The sequence below is a fragment of the Thermobifida alba genome (assembly GCF_023208015.1).
Lineage (GTDB): Bacteria > Actinomycetota > Actinomycetes > Streptosporangiales > Streptosporangiaceae > Thermobifida > Thermobifida alba.
The window spans coordinates 4,565,367-4,580,255 of record NZ_CP051627.1 but is presented as its reverse complement, the minus strand read 5'-3'; the positions used below and the strand labels follow the sequence as shown (position 1 = coordinate 4,580,255).

The 14,889-nt window shown below is 73.1% G+C and carries 15 protein-coding genes; 2 read left to right on the top strand and 13 right to left on the bottom strand.

Translation table 11 applies throughout. The features are described from left to right. Window positions 1-269: 269 nt before the first annotated feature. Complete coding sequence (locus FOF52_RS20510; protein WP_248591526.1) at window positions 270-1,409, top strand: Mrp/NBP35 family ATP-binding protein; 1,140 nt, start codon at window positions 270-272, stop codon at window positions 1,407-1,409. A gap of 82 nt (window positions 1,410-1,491) precedes the next feature. Here FOF52_RS20510 and FOF52_RS20505 read toward each other — a convergent pair whose 3' ends face one another. The 6 genes from FOF52_RS20505 to FOF52_RS20480 all read right to left on the bottom strand — a co-directional run bounded on the left by FOF52_RS20505 (window position 1,492) and on the right by FOF52_RS20480 (window position 7,335). Beyond that, window positions 1,492-2,961 (bottom strand): trypsin-like peptidase domain-containing protein, encoded by a 1,470-nt coding sequence (locus FOF52_RS20505; RefSeq protein ID WP_248591525.1) that lies wholly within the window; start codon window positions 2,959-2,961, stop codon window positions 1,492-1,494. 118 nt (window positions 2,962-3,079) lie between these two features. After that, the gene (locus FOF52_RS20500) at window positions 3,080-4,156 is read right to left on the bottom strand and encodes a sigma-E factor regulatory protein RseB domain-containing protein (protein WP_248591524.1); all 1,077 of its coding nucleotides are present in this window, start codon (window positions 4,154-4,156) and stop codon (window positions 3,080-3,082) included. Further along, complete coding sequence (locus FOF52_RS20495) at window positions 4,153-4,785, bottom strand: anti-sigma factor family protein (protein ID WP_248591523.1); 633 nt, start codon at window positions 4,783-4,785, stop codon at window positions 4,153-4,155. Before FOF52_RS20495 ends, FOF52_RS20500 begins: the two co-directional genes overlap by 4 nt. Further along, the gene (sigE, locus tag FOF52_RS20490) at window positions 4,782-5,357 is read right to left on the bottom strand and encodes an RNA polymerase sigma factor SigE (protein ID WP_248591522.1); all 576 of its coding nucleotides are present in this window, start codon (window positions 5,355-5,357) and stop codon (window positions 4,782-4,784) included. Before sigE ends, FOF52_RS20495 begins: the two co-directional genes overlap by 4 nt. Window positions 5,358-5,533: 176 nt before the next feature. Next, window positions 5,534-7,033, bottom strand: a complete 1,500-nt coding sequence (locus tag FOF52_RS20485) for a leucyl aminopeptidase (protein ID WP_248591521.1) — start codon at window positions 7,031-7,033, stop codon at window positions 5,534-5,536. 134 nt (window positions 7,034-7,167) lie between these two features. Beyond that, a complete protein-coding gene (locus FOF52_RS20480) occupies window positions 7,168-7,335 on the bottom strand; it encodes a DUF3117 domain-containing protein (RefSeq protein WP_248591520.1) in 168 nt (55 codons plus the stop codon). 341 nt (window positions 7,336-7,676) lie between these two features. Between FOF52_RS20480 and FOF52_RS20475 the strand changes: the two genes are divergently transcribed. Next, window positions 7,677-8,468 (top strand): enoyl-CoA hydratase-related protein, encoded by a 792-nt coding sequence (locus FOF52_RS20475; protein WP_248591519.1) that lies wholly within the window; start codon window positions 7,677-7,679, stop codon window positions 8,466-8,468. A gap of 21 nt (window positions 8,469-8,489) precedes the next feature. On the opposite strand, the gene FOF52_RS20470 is transcribed toward FOF52_RS20475, so the two are convergent. From FOF52_RS20470 to FOF52_RS20440, 7 genes are all read right to left on the bottom strand, one after another. Continuing rightward, window positions 8,490-9,881, bottom strand: a complete 1,392-nt coding sequence (locus FOF52_RS20470) for a serine/threonine-protein kinase (protein ID WP_248591518.1) — start codon at window positions 9,879-9,881, stop codon at window positions 8,490-8,492. Between the two features lie 64 nt (window positions 9,882-9,945). Next, entirely contained in the window at window positions 9,946-10,506 is a 561-nt protein-coding gene (locus FOF52_RS20465; RefSeq protein ID WP_248591517.1) for a hypothetical protein, read from the bottom strand. A 205-nt stretch (window positions 10,507-10,711) separates the two neighbouring features. Continuing rightward, window positions 10,712-11,371, bottom strand: a complete 660-nt coding sequence (locus FOF52_RS20460) for a DNA-3-methyladenine glycosylase I (protein ID WP_282573777.1) — start codon at window positions 11,369-11,371, stop codon at window positions 10,712-10,714. Then, entirely contained in the window at window positions 11,368-11,841 is a 474-nt protein-coding gene (locus FOF52_RS20455) for a hypothetical protein (RefSeq protein WP_248591516.1), read from the bottom strand. Before FOF52_RS20455 ends, FOF52_RS20460 begins: the two co-directional genes overlap by 4 nt. Before the next feature lie 55 nt (window positions 11,842-11,896). Then, the gene (locus tag FOF52_RS20450) at window positions 11,897-12,706 is read right to left on the bottom strand and encodes an LOG family protein (protein WP_248591515.1); all 810 of its coding nucleotides are present in this window, start codon (window positions 12,704-12,706) and stop codon (window positions 11,897-11,899) included. An 84-nt stretch (window positions 12,707-12,790) separates the two neighbouring features. After that, window positions 12,791-13,855, bottom strand: coding sequence for a succinyl-diaminopimelate desuccinylase (gene dapE / locus FOF52_RS20445; protein WP_248591514.1), 1,065 nt, complete (start codon window positions 13,853-13,855; stop codon window positions 12,791-12,793). Window positions 13,856-13,946: 91 nt separating this feature from the next. After that, the gene (locus FOF52_RS20440; RefSeq protein WP_248591513.1) at window positions 13,947-14,783 is read right to left on the bottom strand and encodes a 2,3,4,5-tetrahydropyridine-2,6-dicarboxylate N-succinyltransferase; all 837 of its coding nucleotides are present in this window, start codon (window positions 14,781-14,783) and stop codon (window positions 13,947-13,949) included. Window positions 14,784-14,889: the final 106 nt, after the last annotated feature.

The window sequence follows — 14,889 nt, the reverse complement described above, 5'->3', positions numbered from 1 at the left end:
GCTGGACGGGCGGCGGCCACGCCCACACCGTGTTCGGTTCCCCCGGGCCCGCCGCGCGGCCGGGCGACGCCCACGTCTGGGAATACTGCGGAACCGACCGCTCCTGCGGATCGGGTTCGGACGGCCATGGTGGTGACACATTTCCCATCGTCCGTCCGACACTACTAGCGGACCGTGTATCACCGGCGTTAAGAACGCTCCGCCGCGGCCCGTCACCGGGGCGAGGCCGCCTGCACGTTTCACACCTGGGCTTTCGTACCATTGATGGCATGTCCACCACACCCACCACCGAGCAGGTGAACGCGGCTCTGGCCACCGTCCAGGACCCGGAGATCCACCGCCCCATCACTGAACTCGACATGGTCAAGAGCGTCGAGATCAACGACGACGGCACAGTCGCTGTCGGCATCTACCTCACGGTGGCCGGCTGTCCCATGCGCGGTCGCATCGAAAAGGACGTCGCCACCGCGGTCGGCAAGGTGCCCGGTGTGACCGGCGTGCGCGTCACGCTCGACGTCATGAGCGAGGAGCAGCGCAAGGCCCTGCAGGCCAAGCTGCGCGGCGGCCAGGCGGAGAAGGAGATCCCGTTCGCCAAGCCGAACTCGCTCACCAAGGTGTTCGCCGTCGCGTCCGGCAAGGGCGGGGTCGGCAAGTCCTCGATCACGGTGAACCTGGCCGCCGCCATGGCCGCCCAGGGGCACAAGGTGGGCGTTGTGGACGCCGACATCTACGGCCACTCCGTGCCCCGGATGCTGGGCGCCAGCGACCGCCCCACCAAGGTCCAGGACATGATCCTGCCGCCGACCGCGCACGGCATCAAGGTCATCTCGGTCGGCATGTTCACCCAGGGCAACCAGCCGATCGTGTGGCGCGGCCCGATGCTGCACCGGGCGCTGCAGCAGTTCCTCGCCGACGTCTACTGGGGTGACCTGGACGTCCTGCTGATGGACCTGCCCCCGGGCACCGGCGACGTCGCGATCTCGGTGGCCCAGCTGCTGCCGAACGCCGAGATCCTGGTGGTGACCACGCCGCAGCAGGCCGCCGCCGAGGTCGCGGAGCGCGCCGGGTCGATCTCCGCGCAGACCCACCAGCGGGTCGCGGGCGTGATCGAGAACATGTCCTACTACCAGGCGCCCGGCAGTGACGAACGGGTCTACCTGTTCGGGGAGGGCGGCGGTCAGGCCGTCTGCGACGGGCTGTCCCGGACCCTGGGCACCAAGGTTCCGCTGCTGGGGCAGGTGCCGCTGGAGGTGGCGCTGCGTGAGGGCGGCGACCGGGGTGTCCCGCTGGTGATCGACGCCCCCGACAGCGAGGCCGGCAAGGTGCTGCGCTCCATCGCCGAGGAGCTCGTCGGCAAGCCGCGCGGCCTGGCCGGAATGATGCTGGGGCTGAGCCCCACCCGCCGCTGACCGAAGGACCACGGAGTCCGCGGCCGGGGTCGCGGGTCCCGCCTCGCGGGCCTGCGACCCCGGCCGCGTGGCGTGGGCGGCCTCAGCTGTTGGACGACCCCAGGGTCATGACCGTGGTGCGCTCCTCCCCGTCGCGGACGTAGCGGATGTGCACCCGGTCCCCGGGGGCCTTGGTGTGGATCAGGGTGACGAGCTGGTTGGCGTCCCGGACCGGGGTGTCGTCGAACTCCACGATGACGTCGCCGGGGCGCAGCCCCGCCTGGTCGGCCGGCCCTCCCCGCACCACGGTCTCCTCGTCCCGCCCCTCCCGCGGCTCCATGATCAGCGCACCCTGCTCCGGGTACCGCAGGTCCAGGACCGCGCCGATGACCGCGTGCGGCGCCTCACCGGTCTCGATGAGCTGCTCCACCACCCGCGAGGTCTGGTTGGACGGGATCGCGAACCCCAGGCCGATGCTGCCGCTCTGCTCCCCGAACGCTCCGCCCATGGTGGCGATCGCCGAGTTGACCCCGATCACCATGCCCTGCTCGTTGACGAGCGGTCCCCCCGAGTTCCCGGGGTTGATGGCTGCGTCGGTCTGGATCGCGCTGATGTAGGCCTCCTGACCGCCCTCGCCGACCGTGACGGGACGGTTCAGGGCGCTGACGATTCCCGAGGTGACGGTGCCCTCCAGGCCGAGCGGCGCGCCGATCGCGATGACGGTGTCCCCGACGGTCACCTCGTCGGAGTCGCCGAACTCCAACGGCTCCACGTCCAGCGGGTCCATCAGGCGCAGGACCGCCAGGTCGGAGGAGGCGGCCGCGCCCACCACCTCGGCCCGGCTGACGTGGCCGTCGCTGTAGACGACCTCGATTCCGCCCTGTTCCACCGCGTCGACGACGTGGTTGTTGGTGACCACGTAGTCGTCCTCGATGACGAACCCGGAACCGTTGCCGCTGAGCTGCGGGCTGGTACTGCGGATGGACACCACGCTCGGGCTGACCCGCTGCGCGACCCCGGCGATGGTGTCGGGGGCGCGGCTGGGCACGTCGCTGGGCACGTCGTTGTTCAACGCGTTGGCGCCCTGCGGCGTCGGGGCGTCCTCCCCGGTCAGGGAGGCCCCCACCACGCCGCCCACCCCGGCCGACACCGCCGCCACGACCGCGACGACGAGCAGCACCGCCCACAGGGGGAGGCCGCCGCTGCGGTGCCGCGGCGCCGACGCGTGGGAGCCGTGGGGCGTCGCCGCGGCGGGCCACGGCCCGGTGGGCGGCCCGTACGGGGGCTGCCACGGCCCGGGCCCGCCCGCCGAGACGGGAGTGGGCCCCCAGGTCTGGACGGGCGGGTGGGGTCCCGCCGCTCCCGTCTCGGGGGCGGGCCCCCAGGGCGCGGCGGACTGGTCCGGTTCGGCGGACCGGGACGGTTCCTGAGGTTCCCCGCCCGGTCCGGAGGACGGGAGGTGCCCTCCGAGGGCCGGCGACGGTCCCGAGTGCGGCTCGGGCTGCCGCGCCGGGCCACCCACCGGGTCCTCCGCTTCTCCCCCGAGGTCGCGGCGTCCGGTTTCGTCGGTCATCTGCTCTCCGTCTGTCGCTGCCCGATCCATCCTGGCGCGCACCACATAAACGTCGGTTAACGGGGTCCGACGGGGCCGGAGCGCCCGTCTGCCCGCACCTCCCCCGCTGGGACGCGCACTACCCCAGCCAGGTTCCCATCCGCTCCAGTCCTCTGCCGATCCTCGCCCAGAAGCCGGCGCCGTCCGGCGGGGGCAGCGCCTCCAGGGCGTCGGACACGATCCCCGCGGGGGCGTCGGCGAGCACGGTGTGGACGAACCCGTCCGCCTCCCACATCCGCTGGTGCTGACCGCCCTCGTCGGCGACGTGGACGGGCGCGCCGTCCCATTCGGCCTCGCGCAGTCCGGCGACCGCACCGCCGCCCAGGCTGCCGCGCTGGGTGAACACCGAGATCACGCTGATCCCGTCGGAGTAGGTCAGGTGGGTGACCCGGTCGTTCCCGCTGCCCGTGGAACGCGCCTCGACCAGTACGAACCCCCAGAACAGCTGTTCGGGCAGGGTCCAGCCCTCGTCGCGCAGCAGGGCCAGCTCGTGCGGGTCGAGCCGGTCCCCCCAGGGTCGGCTCACCACGTCGGGCCGTGCCGTCTCACCGGTGTCGGCGACCGCGTCGGCTCCGAACCGGACCGACTCGAAGACGCTGGTCTGGGCCACTTCCCCGGTGATGTCGTACACCTCCCGGCGCAGCAGCAGCCCGGTCCGCTCGTCGACCCAGAAACGGGCCGCGACCTGCCCGCTGTCGCGGTGGACGACGACCCGCAGCGCGGGGCGTCCCCCGACCGTCGCCGCCCCGTCGGCGTGCACCCAGAAGTTGGCCTCCAGCACCGCGAGCACCTCCTCGCCGGTCTCCTCCCAGGACCCCGCGCCGACCAGGACGTCGGCGCCCCCGGCGGTTCCGTGGAGCGGACTGACCAGCAGCCCCACCCCCGGCCGGTGCAGGACGTCCAGTCGGGCCGTCCCGGTGCGGCCCGCGCTGTCCACCCAGGACACCGAGCGCACCCCCTGGTAGTGGAGCCGGACGCTGTTCTCCGCCGCGCGGCGCAGGATCTCCATCCCGTCTCCACCGCGTCGTTCGGCGGGCCGGAAGCCGGGCGAGTCCGCGGCCGCGGTGACGGCGACGAGGCACAGCAGCAGGCACAGCACGGCCGCCGAGGCCGTCGCGGGCCACCGGGGTCCGGCCCCGTCACGGCCCCCGCTCACCGGTGACTGGAGGTGTCCGGCCGTGTCGCGTCGCTGTTGACCGGTTGCACGCCCCGGACCGCCGTGCCCTGCGGGGACGTCGGTGCGACCACCGGAACCGTGACGGGGTCGCCCAGCGGGGTCTGCCCGGACACGGCCGCGTGCTCGATCGCGTAGTCGGTGAGCGCCGGGGTGACCACGGGCTGCTCCGCGCGTTCCCCTCCGGCGACGAAGGCCGTCCCCAGGGTGACCGCCACGATCGAGACGCCGGCCACCGCGTAGCGGGCCCGTCCCCATTCCGGACGGAACCGGGAGAGTCCGCGGGGCGGGGCGGGGCGCGGCTCCGCCAGGCGGGCGGGCGCGCCGCCGAGGGGGCGGCCCGAGCCCAGCGGAGGGGTCGTTCCGAATCCTCCGCTGTTCGGGGGGCCGCCGGGGAAGGTGTCGCCGGGTGGGGAGAGCAGCCGGCCGAGGAAGTCGGGGGCGGGCTCCGGGGTGCCCAGGGCGCACAGCCGCTGCTTGATGCGGCGCAGCATCTCGGCCTCGAACCGGCAGGTCTCGCATCCGGCCAGGTGGCTGAGGACCCGTTCCCGGTCGCTGTGGCCCAGTTCGCCGTCGACGAAGGCGGACAGCCGCTCCTCCAGGTGGCTCATGCTTCCGTGACCTCCCCCGCTCGTTCGGCGGCCAGCCGGCGGTGTTCCAGCGCGGCGCGCAACTGGGCCCTGCCGCGGTGGATGCGGCTGCGCACCGTGCCCAGCTTCACTCCCAGGGTGGCCGCGATCTCCTCGTAGGAGAGGCCCTCGATGTCGCACAGCACCACGGCGGCGCGGAATTCGGGAGGCAGGGCGTCGAGCGCGGCCTGCACGTCGGCGTCGAAGTGGCGGTCGTCGTAGGCCTGCGCCGGGGAGGGCTCGCGGCCTTCGAGGCGGTCGTCGGCGGACTCGGCCAGTCCCTCGAAGCGGATCCGGGCGCGGCGGCGCGCCATGTCGAGGAACAGGTTGGTGGTGATGCGGTGCAGCCACCCCTCGAAGGTGCCGGGCGTGTAGTTGGCCAGCGACCGGAAGACCCTGATGAAGACCTCCTGGGTGAGGTCCTCGGCGTCGTGCTGGTTACCGGTCAGCCGATAGGCGAGCCGGTAGACCCTGGCCGAGTGGGTGCGGACGACCTCTTCCCAACTGGGCGGCTCCCAATGGCCGAAGTCGGCGGCAGAAACGGGATCTGCCACTGGCGCTCCCTTCGTTCGGCGCTCGGTCCACGCGGCAGAGCCGGGGCGTGGTCAACCTTTCTGCCTTTCTAACACCGCGGCGGGCGATTAAGTTCCACACCCCGCGCACCAGCGGCTTTCCGGACCGGTCCGGGCGGACCGCGCGGGGCGCGTGCGCGCCCCGCCGCCGGGTGGGGCTACCGCTCGGCCAGCCAGCGCAGCAGCAGGCGGGTGCTGAACGCGGTGCCGCCCTTGCTGAGCACGCCCTCCTCGCTCGTCGACCGCCCCGGTCCGGCGATGTCCAGGTGCGCCCAGGGCACGGAGCCGACGAACTCGCGCAGGAACAGCGCGGCCTCGGTGGCTCCGGGGTGGCCGTAGTCGGTCTTGACGCCGATGTTGGCGAGGTCGGCGACCGGCGAGTCGAGCGTGTCGCGGTACTCCTCCTGCAGCGGCAGCCGCCACAGCGCCTCGCCCGACCGTTCGCCCGCGTCGAGGAGGGCGGCGGCCAGGTCGTCGTCGGTGGCGAACAGCGCGCCGATCCCGGTGCCCAGCGCGACCTTGGCCGCGCCGGTGAGCGTGGCCACGTCCACCAGGACGTCCGGCGCCAGTTCGGCCACGGCGTAGCCGATCGCGTCGGCGAGCACGAGACGTCCCTCGGCGTCGGTGTTGAGCACCTCGACCGTGCGGCCGCTGTAGGTGGTCAGCACGTCGCCCGGCCGGGTGGAGCTGCCGGAGAAGGCGTTCTCCGCGATCGCCATCAGCCCGGTGACCGCGGTCCGCACCCCCAGGTCGCGCAGGGCCGCGAGCACGGCCAGGACGATTCCGGCGCCGCTCATGTCGGTCTTCATGAGCTTCATGTTGTCGTTGGGCTTCAACGACAGTCCGCCGGTGTCGAAGGTGATGCCCTTGCCGACCAGCACCACGTGCCCCGTGGCGTTCTCCGGACGGTAGGAGAGCTCGACCAGCCGCGGCGGCCGGGCCGCCCCCTGGCCGACCGCCAGGATCGCGCCGAACCCCTCGTGTTCCAGGGCGGCCTCGTTCCGGATCCGGACGGACAGGCCCGCCTCCCCGCCGATCTCCTCGGCCCGGGTCGCGAGCCAGGCGGGGCTCTTCTCCGCGGCGGGCGTGTTGATCAGGTCCCGGGCCGTGGCGGTGGCCCGGGCCAGGAGCGTGCCGCGCCTGACCGGTTCGGCGGCCTCCCCCGCTGCCGAACCGGTCAGGTCGATCCGTGCCGCGGGCGCGGCGCCCTTGGCCGTCTCGGTCAGGGTGAACGTGTAGGAGGCCAGCAGCGCCCCCTCCACGAACGCGGTCAGCGCGGCCGGGTCGTGCTCCGCCGTGGCGGCGTTGACCGCCGCCCGGGTGCCTCCCCTGACCGAACGCGCGAACGCCGCCCCCGCCCTGCGCATCTCCTCGGGTGCGGCGTCGCCGATCCCGAGGAAGGACAGGCGGACCAGCCCCCTGCCGAGATCCACCGGGAACTCGACGACCTGCCCCGGTCTCCCGCTGAAGTCGTAGGTGTCGAACAGCTGCGCCACCGGGGCGGGGAGTCGGGCGTCGAGATCGGTCGGGCTCAGCCCCGCCCCGTCCACGACGGGCCGCGGCCCGTCCGCTCCGGTGCGGACGACGAGCGCGAGACGGTCAGCCGTGGAGTCGGCGAGGACGCCTTCGACCGGGTGGATCTCCGTTGCGAGAGGCACGGACACTCCCAATCTTCGTGGACTCGGGTATCGCGTGGCCGGGACGGACGCCCGCGCCGGCTCCTGAGGTGGGGGCGGAGGCCGCGCAGGTCCGGTTGCCCGGCAGCACGCTGGGACAATGGTGGGACCGGTCGTTAACCGACGACTTCGTTGAGTGCGTTGGCGAGTTCACCGGCCTCCGCCGGGGTCAACTCGACCACCAGACGCCCACCGCCCTCCAGCGGAACCCGCATGATGATGCCGCGACCCTCCTTGGTGACCTCCAACGGTCCATCTCCGGTCCTCGGCTTCATCGCCGCCATGCCGTATCCCCTTTCCTAGACGATGGTCGCGCGTGTGTGTGAGTCGGTCCATCGGCGTCCCGGATCGCCGCGACGAGTCCGGAGTGCGGAGCGGGCCGAATCCGCGTGACTCAGTGAACGAATCACTGATCTGTCATTATCTCGGTTTTGGCCCCTGGTTGGAAACGACCGGGAGCCCGCGAACCGAACGAAACCCGAAGATCGCACGACGGTTACTGTGGTAGCCCCGCTGTCCGAGGACTTCTCCGGCCCCGTTGGCTCCCTGGCCCCCACCAGGCGGGACGGTCCCAGACGCGGACCGCACCTCGTGATTTCCGGACCCACCGCAGCAGGGAGTGTTCATGTCCGACAAAGAAAGCGTCCGTTACGGGACTTCCGACGGGGTCGCCACCATCACGCTGAACCGGCCGGAGTCGCTGAACGCGCTCACCGTCGAGGCCAAGGAGCAGCTGTTGGAGTGCCTGGAGCGGGCCCGCGCCGACGCCGCGGTCCGGGCGGTCCTGCTCACCGGTGCGGGACGAGCGTTCTGCGCCGGACAGGACCTGGACGAGCACGGTCGGCGGCTCAGTGAGAACGAGGGCCTCGGGGACACCGTGCGCAGGTACTACAACCCCATTGTGTTGACGATGACCCGGATGCCCAAACCGATCGTCGCCGCGGTCAACGGCGTGGCCGCGGGCGCGGGCGCGGGCCTGGCGTTCGCCGCCGACCTGCGGATCGCCTCCACCCGGGCGTCCTTCCTGACGGCCTTCGCCAACGTGGGCCTGGGCGCGGACTCGGGGACCTCGTGGACGCTGCCGCGCCTGGTCGGGCAGGCGCGGGCCATGGAGATGCTCCTGCTGGGCGAACCGGTCACGGCGGACCGGGCGCTGGAGATCGGCCTGGTCACCCGGGTGGTCGAACCGGAGGACCTGGAGCGCACCGCTCGGGAGTTCGCCGAACGGCTGGCCTCCGGGCCGACCGTGGCCTACTCCGCGATCAAGGCGGAGGTGGCGTTCGGCGCGGCGCTGGACCTGCCGGGAGCGCTGGACATCGAGGCCAACCTCCAGGACCAGTGCGTCGAGACCGCCGACCACCTGAACGCCACCCTGGCCTTCCTGGAGAAGCAGCGGCCGACCTTCCGGGGGCGCTGACCGGGCGCCGCGGCCGGCGCCTCAGCCGAGGTTGCCGATCGCCAGGAACACCAGGATGAAGAGGAGCACCCCCACCACGACGGCGACGGCGACGATGCCGATCACCATGCCGGTGCCGGTGCCCTCGGGCTGCTGCGGGTAGGGCAGCTGCCCGGGATGGTCGGGATAGTGCGGCTGCTGCGGCGCCGGGGGGTAGCCCGGGGGCGTCGGCGGCCCGGGGGCCGGCGTCCAGGGCTGGACGGGCGGGTAGGGGCCGCTCGGCTGCGCGGAGGGCGGGACCGTGCCCGGGGGCTGGAGCGTCGGATACCCGGGCTGCTGCGGGCCGGTCGGATACGGGTATCCGGCCCGCTGCGGCCCGGTCGGGTGCTGGGGCGGCTGCGGTCCGGTGGAGTACGGGAGCCGCGGGTGCCCCGGCGGCGCGGGCGGCGGTCCCACGGGCCTTCCGGCGGCCGGGGAGGGGTGCACCGGCGGGTAGGAGCGGTAGAGCTCGGCCGCCGCGCTCTCCTGCTCCCCGGTGTCGGCGGCGGCGATCGCGCCGGCCACGAGGGTCTGGTGGGCCACCGGCACGGCCGTGCCGGTGGCGGGCTCCTCGGGCGGCGGCTCCTCCTCGACCCCGAGGACCAGCATCAGCGTCTCGGCCGCGGTGGGGCGCTGGGCCGCGTCCTTGTCCAGGCAGCGCTCGGCGATCTCCCGCAGCGGCCCGCCCAGCTCCCCGAGGTCCGGCTCCTCGCTGATCACCCGGTTGACCACGGCTTTCAGCGAGTCGTGCCCGAACGGGCCGCGCCCGTTGGCCGCGTAGACGATGGTGGCGCCCCAGGCGAACATGTCGACGGCGGGTCCCAGCGGGCCGCCGGTGATCTGCTCGGGGGCCATGTAGGCCGGCGTCCCGGCGATCCTGCTGGTCAGGATCGCCGTGCCTTCCAGCGCCCGGGCGATGCCGAAGTCGATCACCCGGGGCCCGCCCGGCGCCATCAGCACGTTGCCCGGTTTGAAGTCGCGGTGCACGATTCCGGCCTGGTGGATGGCGGCCAGCGCGGTGAGGGTGCCGACCGCGAGCCGTTCCAGGGAGGCTCCGCCCAGTGGTCCCTCCTGGCGGACCACGGCCTGCAGCGTCCGGCCCTCCACGTACTCGCTGACCACGTAGGGCGGGTCGGACTCCAGGTCGGCGGCGAGCACCTGCGCGGTGCAGAACCGCGCGACCCGGCGGGCCATCTCGACCTCCTCGGCGAGCTGGGCGCGCAGGCCGGGCAGGTCGAGGGCGTCGGCGTGCAGCGTCTTGACCGCCACCCGGGTCCCGTCGGGGCCGCTTCCGAGGTACACGACTCCCTGACCTCCCTTCCCGAGCCTCCCGAGCAGCGTGTACTCCCCGATTCGGGTGGGGTCGGTGTCGATCAAGGGGGCCGGATCGGCCATCGGTCCTCCCGGTCGTGTGGGCCCGCCGCCGTACTCCTGGGTGCGCGGCGGGCATGGGACGAACCTACTTGAGGGTACCCGTGGAGGTCATCACGGTCCCCTCGCGCGAGGTCCCCTCCCACTCGGCCTCCAGGGCCCCCGGGATGCGTTGGCGCAGGGTCAGGACGCTCTCGTCGATGCAGCGGTCCTCGGGGTCGTAGGTCTCCGCGTACTCGAACACCAGGGAGCGGTCGGTCTGCTCGGTCAGGACGATGCTGCCCCGGCAGTCGAGGGGGATCAGCTCCGCGCTGCCCCGGTCGGTCCCCTCGTCGAGTTTGAGGCGGACCACCCATTCGGCGACCGGTTCGCCGTTCTCGTCGCGCTGGGCCATCTCCCCGCTCCAGCTTCCCGCGTAGCTCTCGGGGATGCCGTCGGTGACGGCGGCCTGCTCCGGCTCGGGGCGCAGCGCCCAGAGCACGCCGCCGGCCACGGCGGCCAGCGCCACCGCGGCCGCGCCGAAGACGAGCGGCAGCCTGCCCCGTCGGCTGCTGTGCCGGGTGGACCGCGGCGGGGGCCACAGCGACATCTCCCGGATCGGGGAGGCCGCGGGGCGGGCGCTCCGCTCCGAGTCGGGGGGCGCGGTCACCGCTGTTTCCTGGGGGGCGGTTCGGGGCGAGGACTCCGGCGCGAATCGATCATCGCTTCCTCCAACGGTGCGAACGTGCGCTGAAGGGCCGTTCGCGATACAGCGAATCAGGATAAGCCACGCGAACCACCCCCACGCCGTCCAATACTGTGACGAAAGCCACACGGCAGGGTGGTCGAGGTCTACTCCCGTACGGCGGCGCTGCTCAGCGCAGCGCACCAGCGGCGGGACCGTCCACCGCCGCGGCGACGCCCCGGCGGTGGCAGTCCGCCAGATGGTCGTCGACCATGCCCACCGCCTCCATCATCGCGTAGGCGGTGGTCGGGCCGACGAAGCGGAAACCGCGCCGCTTCAGCGCCCCGGCCAGGGCCGTGCTCTCCGGGGTGAACGCGGGGACCTCGGCGGCGGTTCTCGGCGCGGGCGGCGCGACGGCGGGCGCGTACCGCCACACGAACTCCGCCAGCCCTTCCGGCAGCTCCAGGGCGGCGCGGGCGTTGCCGACCACCGCCTCGATCTTGGCGCGGCTGCGGATGATCCGCGCGTCGGCGAGCAGCCGTGCGACGTCCCGTTCGGTGAAGGCGGCCACCTCCGGGAGGTCGAAGCCGCGGAAGACCTCCCGCAGCGCCGCACGTTTGCGCAGCACGGTCAGCCACGACAGCCCGGCCTGGAACGCCTCCAGGCTGATCCGTTCGAACAGGCCCCGGTCGTCGCGGACCGCGACCCCCCACTCCAGGTCGTGGTAGCGGGTCAGATCCGCGGCGCCCAGCGCCCACGGGCAGCGGCGCAGCCCGTCCGCTCCGCTGCGGGCCGCGCCCTCGGGAACGTCCGCCCCGGCCGCGGGCCGGGGCGGGTCGCCTGCGCTCACCGCCGGCCACCCCCGACCCCGTGGTGCCCCTCGGCGTACTCGGCGCCGTGCTCCGGGACCGGCCAGGGGTCGGCGTCGGACTCCTCGGGATCAGGGGTCTGCCGCCCCTCCTCCTCGGCGGAGGCCTCCCGGGGGGAACGCGGGTACCACACCCGCGGCCGCTCCGGGAAGGAGATGTGGCCCCCCAGCCTCGCCTCAAGTTGGGCGATGCGCGCGTCGCGCTCCTCGATGTCGGTGGCCATCCGGTCCAGCACCTCGTCCACGGCGCGCACGTGGTACCCCCACAGCGCCAGGGGAAGCCGGATCCGCGCCACGTCGCGGCCGGTCACCGGACGGTCCGTGGGCAGGGCGAGCGGGGGGTGGTCGGCCTCGAACCGCGCCAGTTGCCCGCCGTACCCCATGACCAGCGCCGCCACGGCGACGAGCACCGCGAAGGCGGCCAGTGCCGTCAGGATCAGGATGGCTATCACAGTGTCGATCGTGCCATATCCGCTCCCCCGGAGGGGAGGGCGCGCGGTCGGCCGGTCAGGCGCTCTCGGCCTCGTGCAGCGCCTCCTCCAGTTCCGCCACCGCCTCTTCCTCCTCCAGCGCCCGCGCCCACTCGGCGTGCGCCTGCCGGATGGTCTCGACGACCTCGTCGGGGTCGTCGGTGAGGCAGAACAGGTCGGGGTCGTGCGGGGAGATCATCCCCTCGGCGAGCAGCCGCTCGTGGATCCACTCCACCAGGCCGCCCCAGAAGTCCGTGCCCACCAGGATCACCGGGAAGCGGGTGACCTTGCCGGTCTGCACCAGGGTGATCGCCTCGAACAGCTCGTCGAGCGTGCCGAAGCCGCCCGGCAGCACCACGAACGCCTGGGAGTACTTCACGAACATCGTCTTGCGGACGAAGAAGTACCGGAAGGTGACGCCCAGGTTGACGTACTCGTTGAGGGACTGCTCGAACGGCAGCTCGATGCCCAGGCCGATCGAGGTCCCCCCGGCCTCGGCCGCCCCCTTGTTGGCGGCCTCCATCAGCCCCGGCCCGCCGCCGGTGATCACCGTGTACCCGGCCTGCACGAGCTTGTCGCCGATGGTCTCGCCCAGCTTGTAGTAGGGGCTTCCGGGCTTGATCCGGGCCGAGCCGAACACGCACACGGCCCGGCCCACCTCGGAGAGCATGCCGAAGCCCTCGACGAACTCCGACTGGATGCGGAGCACCCGCCAGGGGTCGGTGTGCACCCAGTCCGTGGGGCCGCGGCGGTCCAGCAGCCGCTGGTCGGTGGTGCTCCTGGGAATCTCCTTGCCCCGGTAGGTGAGGGGGCCTGCCTGTCGTTCCACTGATCGAGAATCCGTCATGTCGCAACGTTACCCACTCCAGGTTCTCCCGCACCGAAGTCCAGGTCACGTTGCGGTGTCCGGATGCGGTCCGATCAGCACAGGTCAGGCCGCTCCGGTCAGCCAGGCGGCCATCCGCCGCTCCGCGGTGACGACCTCCGCCAGGTCCACCCACTCGTCCCTGGTGTGCGCCAGCATGGGGTCGCCGGGGCCGTAGTTGACCGCGGGAATGCCCAGCTCGGCCATGCGCGCCACATCGGTCCAGCCGAGCTTGGCACGGGCCTGTCCGGCGCCGACGGTCGCCACGAACGCGGCCGCCGTGGGATGGTCCAGCCCCGGGCGGGCCCCCGCCGCGACGTCGGTGACCCGCACGTCGAACCCGTCGAACACCTCCCGCAGGTGCGCCTCGGCCTGCTCCGGCGTGCGGTCGGGGGCGAACCGGTAGTTGACGGTGACGATGCAGGAGTCGGGGATGACGTTGCCCGCCACGCCCCCGGTGATGCCGACCGCGTTGAGCCCCTCGTGGTACCGCAGGCCGTCGACCTCGGGCCGGCGCGGCGTGTAGGCGCGCAGCACGTCCAGGATGCGTCCGGCCTCGTGGATGGCGTTGCGGCCGGCCCAGGACCGGGCGCTGTGGGCGCGGACCCCGCGCGCGGCCACCTCCACCCGCATGGTGCCCTGGCAGCCGCCCTCGATCTGGCCTCCGGTGGGCTCCAGCAGCACCGCGAAGTCCCCGCGCAGCCACTCGGGGTGGCCGGCCGCCAGGCGCCGCAGCCCGTTGCGCTCCGCCTCGACCTCCTCGCAGTCGTAGAAGACGAAGGTGAGGTCGTGGACCGGCTCGGTGACGGTCGCGGCCAGCTTGAGCTGCACCGCCACCCCGCTCTTCATGTCCGAGGCGCCGCAGCCGTAGAGCCTGCCGTCCACCACGCGGGAGGGCACGTTGTCGGCGGTCGGAACGGTGTCGAGGTGGCCGGCGAGCACCACGCGGCGCTCCCGTCCCAGCTCGGTGCGGGCCACCACCGCGTCGCCGTCGCGCAGCACGGTCAGGTGCGGAAGGGGCCGCAGCGCCTGTTCGACCGCGTCGGCGAGGGGTTTCTCCGCCCCGCTGACCGACTCGATGTCGATGAGGCGTGCGGTGAGGTCGCGGACGTCCGCGGTGAGATCCAGCATGGCTGCGCTTCCGGTCTGGGTCGAAGGGGCGGGCGGACGCCGGTCCCGGCCCGTCGCGCGAGGCGGTCGGGACCGGCGGGAAGAGGAGCGGTCAGGCGTTGACGCCGTGCTCGCGGAGCAGGTCGTTGAGCGCGAGCTTGTCGTGCTCCTGGCCCTCCTCCAGGCGCTTGAGGACCAGCAGGCAGGGCATGCCGAAGTCGCCGCCGGGGAAGCTCTTGACCCGGTTGGCGGTAACGCACACCGACCACGCCGGGGCCTCGCCGCGCTTGAGTTCCTCACCGGTCTCGGCGTCGAACACGCGGGTGGAGGCGGTGAGGATGGTGCCCGCGCCGAGTTTGGCGCCGCGGCGCACCCGCGCCCCCTCCACGACCATGCTGCGCGAGCCCAGGAACGCGTCGTCCTCGATGACGACCGGGGAGGCCTGCGGCGGCTCCAGGACGCCGCCGACGCCGACGCCGCCGGACAGGTGCACGTTCTTGCCGACCTGCGCGCAGGAGCCGACCGTGGCCCAGGTGTCGACCATGGTGCCGGAGTCGACGTAGGCGCCGATGTTGGTGAACGACGGCATCAGCACCACGCCGGGCGCGAGGTAGGAGCCCCACCGGGCGATCGCGCCGGGCACCACGCGCACCCCGTCCAGGCGGGTCTTCAGCGGGATGCGGTCGTGGTAGTGGAAGCCGCCCACCGTGGCCTCCTCCATGCCCAGCACGCGGAAGCTCAGCAGGATCGCGCGCTTGGCGCGCTGGTCCACGACGACCTCGTCGGTGGCGGCGTCCACGTGGGCGACGCGGGCCTTGCCGGTGTCGATCTGGTCGACCGCGCCCACGATGACGTCGCGGGCCTCGGTGTCGTCGGGCGTGAGTTCGGCGCGGCGCTCCCAGAGCTCGTCGATGCTCTCGGGCAGCGGACTGGTGTACGAGGTGGTCATGGCTGGGAGCCTACTGGGTTCCGCCCTGACCGGGAAAAACCGGACGCGCCCCGTGGTGTCGGTCACGGTGTTCCCCCGCCACCGCGCCGGTCGGACCCGTACCATC

What these genes read in the sequence shown, in the direction of transcription:
- FOF52_RS20510 (WP_248591526.1), top strand. Translation starts at nt 270, where the DNA reads ATGTCCACCACACCCACCACCGAGCAGGTGAACGCGGCTCTGGCCACC.
- FOF52_RS20505 (WP_248591525.1), bottom strand. Translation starts at nt 2,961, where the DNA reads ATGACCGACGAAACCGGACGCCGCGACCTCGGGGGAGAAGCGGAGGAC.
- FOF52_RS20495 (WP_248591523.1), bottom strand. Translation starts at nt 4,785, where the DNA reads ATGAGCCACCTGGAGGAGCGGCTGTCCGCCTTCGTCGACGGCGAACTG.
- FOF52_RS20480 (WP_248591520.1), bottom strand. Translation starts at nt 7,335, where the DNA reads ATGGCGGCGATGAAGCCGAGGACCGGAGATGGACCGTTGGAGGTCACC.
- FOF52_RS20475 (WP_248591519.1), top strand. Translation starts at nt 7,677, where the DNA reads ATGTCCGACAAAGAAAGCGTCCGTTACGGGACTTCCGACGGGGTCGCC.
- FOF52_RS20470 (WP_248591518.1), bottom strand. Translation starts at nt 9,881, where the DNA reads ATGGCCGATCCGGCCCCCTTGATCGACACCGACCCCACCCGAATCGGG.
- FOF52_RS20450 (WP_248591515.1), bottom strand. Translation starts at nt 12,706, where the DNA reads ATGACGGATTCTCGATCAGTGGAACGACAGGCAGGCCCCCTCACCTAC.
- dapE (WP_248591514.1), bottom strand. Translation starts at nt 13,855, where the DNA reads ATGCTGGATCTCACCGCGGACGTCCGCGACCTCACCGCACGCCTCATC.
- FOF52_RS20440 (WP_248591513.1), bottom strand. Translation starts at nt 14,783, where the DNA reads ATGACCACCTCGTACACCAGTCCGCTGCCCGAGAGCATCGACGAGCTC.